Below are 5,191 nucleotides of genomic sequence, written 5' to 3' on the forward strand. Positions count from 1 at the left end.
AAATAAAAAGAATATATTGTTTTGTATTATATAATAAAAAAATAATATCATATCTTAAATAGGAGGAACTTGTGACGTCATATTTGCCTAAGTCGTCACATTCATAATCCTCTTTTAAACATTATCGTTTAGTACGTAGTTTAATGTGTAATGGAAGTTTTAGTGGATAGATAGAAGTTGTAGTTAGTGTTACCGTTAGTAACTACAAGTATATCTCCTGTTACAATAGTAGCATCAGTTCCTAAAGTATTGTTGTCCTTATCTTCAAAAGTTAGGGTGTAGGAACCAGTATTAGTTAAGCCACATATTAAACTTGATACAGAAGTTCCTACTGGTATATACAGTATTCTATTCGGAATGATAATACCAAGCGAGCTAGAAAGCCCAATTGGTCGATAGTTTACTCGTTGATAAACAAGTAGCTGCACCCCGGCTAAATTATAAATATTATCTGGTAGTACAATCGTTCCAGATATTTGGACATTTTCTGATATACTTAAATCTACTGGTATGTTCCATTTAACAGGTAAGTTTACAATTCCATTTGTAGTATCAATCCGTATAATTGATGGTAAGTTTAAACTACTCGCCATTCTAGTAATAGGTACAGCTATAGTTTTAGTTGGAATTATATATAATAACAAACTTGAATTTGATGGTGGTCCAACTATGATACTAAGAGAATAAGTATGCGTATATTGTCCAACGATAATTTCTAGTAAATCTCCATCTCTTACACTACGGTTGTATATTTTATTGTGACGATGGTCTACGACGATTGGAGACATTTCTCTTGGTAGTGTTTTACCGTTGTACCTTAAGTTGCTTATAAGTTCCCTTGTGGTAGTATCCGGCGGTATATTAATTATGTTGTTACCTCTGACTATACCTAAATAGCTACAAAGTCCTTCACCTTCATAATCTACTGTCTGAGTTACGTCCAACTGTATATTAGTAGAATTTAAAATACTTGGAGGTAATACAACTTTGCCACTTAGCTCAGTAGTTTCATTTATACTTTCACCAGAATAATTAGACCACTGTACTGCTACTCTTTTATTTCCTTCTGTAGTTATAACTGAGATAGTTGATGGTAAGTTTAAATTACTTACCATTGTAGGTTCATGTATTGTTATGTCATGCATTGACCCTATCGATATTAAGTTTGAGCTTGTTACGCCTGATAAAGAATCTGCAAAAACTGTTGAACCAAAAGTTAATGATAACATAAGTGCAAGTACTATCAGCATATAAAATTTCATTTTTGTCATTTAAAATACCTCCCTCTATAGAATACAAATATTTTTTTCAATTTATACTACTATTATATAACATAATAGTAAAGGCTGGAATGGTCAAATCTTTACTTGTTTCGAGTGGTGATACACTTAGTAACTAACACAGTTTCTTACGAAACACTACTAATTAGCGACTTCTTGTCGCATCGTAATCTATGCATATATTGACTTAATTCAAACCTTATTTATACCAATTTGCCCAATTTTTACATTGTTCAATTCTCATACCATTATCGCCTTGTTCTTTATCATAAGAAAAACTATTTAATAAATCACATGGAAAAGTTCTACATTCACCGCAATGTAATAGTTCTTTACTTTCACAACAAGATTTTACAAGGCACTCTTTTCGCCAAAATGGCTTATCTATATTTACACATCCTTTACAACTTGTAGACTCCTTATATTCGCACTTTGAACAATTAATTCCACATCTCGATTCAATCATTGTTTTCTCCTCCATGAATTCTCTTCGCATTATTTTCGTTGATGCTCCTAAATAATTTCATTTATGCTAATTCGGTATTTACATTTAAACACATATTTCCCTGTTGTAACAATAAAAAAATCCTTATCTACTGACAAAACAGATATATTCACCTTTTTAATTATTATTTAAATATCGTAGATTTACGATTACCGAACCATTTTCACCATTGTGTCGAAGTTTATGAATGTTGTGACATAACTATATCTATATTTTTCTACTAGTTTATTTGCTTTGTAAGAATGTTGGGAACTATACAGTTAACCCAGGAATGGATACCAATATAAGTATAACAATGATTGAAGATACTATTTTACCTATTGTTGCACCTAAATTATTTTTAAATTTATAACCAACAATAACTGATGGTATAAAAAATATTAAGGAATAGAATATTCCCGTAATGCAAATCAATAAAGAAAGTGAACCTAATCCCATTTTGTTATTATCTTTATTCAAAATTAACACTCCCATATGATTAAAATTTTCATAAGTGTTACTATACTACATTTTACATTGTTTCCATATTACACAATATTTTACGATTGCAACTTAATAATACCATAATATAGAATAAATATAAAGATTAGAGATATTCTAATCTTCATGTCCGCACTAATATCCTAAGTGTCACAACTAAAAACGCCACAAACTTTTATTGTTCTAAAGAACCACCTCATTATTCTCTATCATTTTATTAAGTATAATTTTTACCGTATTTTTAAAATTAATGCTATACTTTAAATAAATGTAATAGCATACGCGATCAATAGTATTTAGAGCGCTTAGTCTCATCTTAGAAAAAATATTTAAATTTCACATTATAAAAAAAGAAAGGATTTGATTTTTACATTAATTTTATTTTAGATAATCCAAATAAGTTATTATTGCTGCTCATTTTTATATGTTTTGTGTCTACTTTACGTTTCGATAAAATGAATGATGAAAAAAAATATTTATTTTTCAATATATTAACTAAAACACAATTAATATCTATTTTTTTTTTATTAGTGGTAGCATCAATTAATATTAGTAATAATTTAAATTTGATTAGTATATCTTATATATATTTAATAGTAATAATAAATATATCAATTTCTATGATTGTTTTTCATTGCAAATTAGATAACTCTATAAACAATATCTTTAAAAGATTCCTTTTAAAAAAACTTATTCATGATGGAGTTATTATTCTTTGCATGATAACATATATTATTTATGGATTTTTCCCCAAGTTTGATTTTATAACAAAGCATATATCTATTATAAGTACAATATTATTTATATTAGTCTTTCTTACTACAAAAAACATACTAATAAAGAAATAATTAGGTGTAATTTAATAAAAATAAATGTTATCTCGAACAAAAAAAACCCTCTGAGCTCCAGATAGGGGTTTTAAAAAAGTTAGACATCTCGACCTTATTTTCAACTCCATCACTTTCATGATTGTAGTAACTTTAATTTAACCTTCATGATCATATGTGCTGCTATTGCAATAATTATAAAAGAAATTGTGATTGCAACCCATACGCCAATAAGGCCAAAGTAATGAGAACCTAAAAAAGCTAGAGGCACATAAATCGCAAACAGTCTGATTAGTGTCAGTGACGCTGATATAATTGGTTTGTTCATAACGATTAAAGATGCACTCGATATCATTAGTATACCTTGAGCGCTGTAACTTAAAGGCACTATCCATAGATACTGCTGCACAAGACTTATCACACTGGAGCTAGAAGAAAAAATCCCCGCAAAAAATTTGCCAAATAACATTAAAATCATTGCCATTGCCACTCCATATACAATTACAAATATTTCGCTAACCGTTATACTTTTTTGAGCTCGACCAACTTCTCCAGCACCTAAGTTTTGACCCGCGAAAGGAATAAGAACCGAAGCAAGCGCAGCATTTACCATCAATGCAAACATTTCAAGTCTAGTGCCTATTCCAAATGCAGCAATTGCTTCTTTTCCATATAAAGCAATAAGTCCTGTGATAACACCTGTAGCTACGGGTACTATCATTTTTGTCACCGCATGAGGAAGCCCTATAAATAAAATTTCCATCCATGAATTATATATATCTGTTAGAGTTGTCTTTTTGAAGCTTATCAGATTTTCTCTGACGATTAATATTCTAAGGGCAACAATAAGCGTAATTGCCCTGGAAATAACAGTAGCGATAGCAGCTCCCGATACACCCATTGGTTTGATAAATGCAAATCCAAAAATAAACAAAGGGTCTAATAGAACATTTATTCCAGCTGACACAGCCATCACAATAGAAGGAGTTTTCATATCTCCTATGGCACGAATGGCATTGTTCCCTATCATTGGTATTACAACAAATGCAACACCGATGTACCATATCCGCATGTACTGTACGATGTAGGGCATGATATCTGAATCAGCACCAAGCATTTTAAAGAGCGGTTCAATGGTTAATAACCCTATTGCTGCAAAAATGATAACAAGACTCACTCCGAGTAATAAGCTATCGGTTGTATATCGCTGAATTTTGTGGTGATTTCCTTCACCAACAGCTTTAGAAATAACTGCAGACGCTCCAACCCCAATTCCCTGAGATAAACTACCTATTATTAATATAACTGGGAAAGTAAATGTTAAGGCCGCTATCTGATTTGTACCCAACTTACCAATGAAATAAGTATCTACAATATTAAATATCACCATGCTCAGCATTCCAAAAATCATAGGTATTGTAAGTGTCGTGAGAGTTTTTACAACTGGTCCGCTTGTTAACAATTTCTTGTTTTTACCCATATATCATTCTCCTTATTAAAAGTGACATTCCTCTACACACCTGAAATATTCAACGCGAGGATCATCTCCTTGCATTATAGTATGTTATTGCAACTATTGTGCAAAATATAACTCCACAAGTGTGGAGTTATATTTTAATGTTTTCACTTTTCCTTATTTTTAATTTCATCGATAGAATCAATGGTATTTCTCAACATAAATTTAAGAGTTTCAAGAGTTATATCACGTTGTTCGTCGGTCATTCCCTTACTTAAAATCGCCGTCATATTCTCCATCTTCTCACTTAAAATAGGTATAAATTTCTTCCCTTTTTCCGTCAGATAAACATTGTTATACCTCCTATCTGTCGAATCTTGTTTTCTGTAAATATATCCTTCATATTCTAATTTTTTTATTGCTTTTGCTGTAGTCGTTTTATCTATTTTTATAAGTTTGCTTAAATCTTTTTGGGAAATACCCTCATTGCTACAGATTTGAATGAAGAAATAATATTGTCCGCTGCCTATACCGTATTCACTAAGATCATGATTGATCAGTATTTGCAGATGCCTATATATTGCTGATATATATTTTCCAAATGACTCCTGTTTCATTAAAAAACACCGCCCATGCATATAAA

At 30.7% G+C, this 5,191-nt stretch carries 5 protein-coding genes; all 5 read right to left on the minus strand.

The features are described 5' to 3' along the window. Positions 1-140: 140 nt before the first annotated feature. The gene (locus ACJAX4_RS22055; RefSeq protein WP_435791591.1) at positions 141-1,271 is read right to left on the minus strand and encodes a hypothetical protein; all 1,131 of its coding nucleotides are present in this window, start codon (positions 1,269-1,271) and stop codon (positions 141-143) included. A 208-nt stretch (positions 1,272-1,479) separates the two neighbouring features. Continuing rightward, entirely contained in the window at positions 1,480-1,746 is a 267-nt protein-coding gene (locus ACJAX4_RS22060; protein WP_435791592.1) for a DUF3795 domain-containing protein, read from the minus strand. Positions 1,747-2,037: 291 nt separating this feature from the next. Beyond that, positions 2,038-2,244 carry a hypothetical protein gene (locus ACJAX4_RS22065; RefSeq protein WP_435791593.1) on the minus strand — a complete coding sequence of 69 codons (207 nt, stop codon included), beginning with the start codon at positions 2,242-2,244 and terminating at the stop codon, positions 2,038-2,040. A gap of 984 nt (positions 2,245-3,228) precedes the next feature. Then, positions 3,229-4,572: an MATE family efflux transporter gene (locus ACJAX4_RS22070; protein ID WP_435791594.1), complete on the minus strand. Its 1,344-nt coding sequence runs from the start codon at positions 4,570-4,572 to the stop codon at positions 3,229-3,231. Between the two features lie 143 nt (positions 4,573-4,715). Continuing rightward, positions 4,716-5,191 (minus strand): MarR family winged helix-turn-helix transcriptional regulator (locus tag ACJAX4_RS22075; RefSeq protein WP_435791595.1); only part of this gene is annotated, 476 nt, incomplete at its 5' end.

The sequence above is a fragment of the Clostridium sp. genome, from assembly GCF_051278035.1.
Lineage (GTDB): Bacteria > Bacillota > Clostridia > Clostridiales > Clostridiaceae > Clostridium_AD.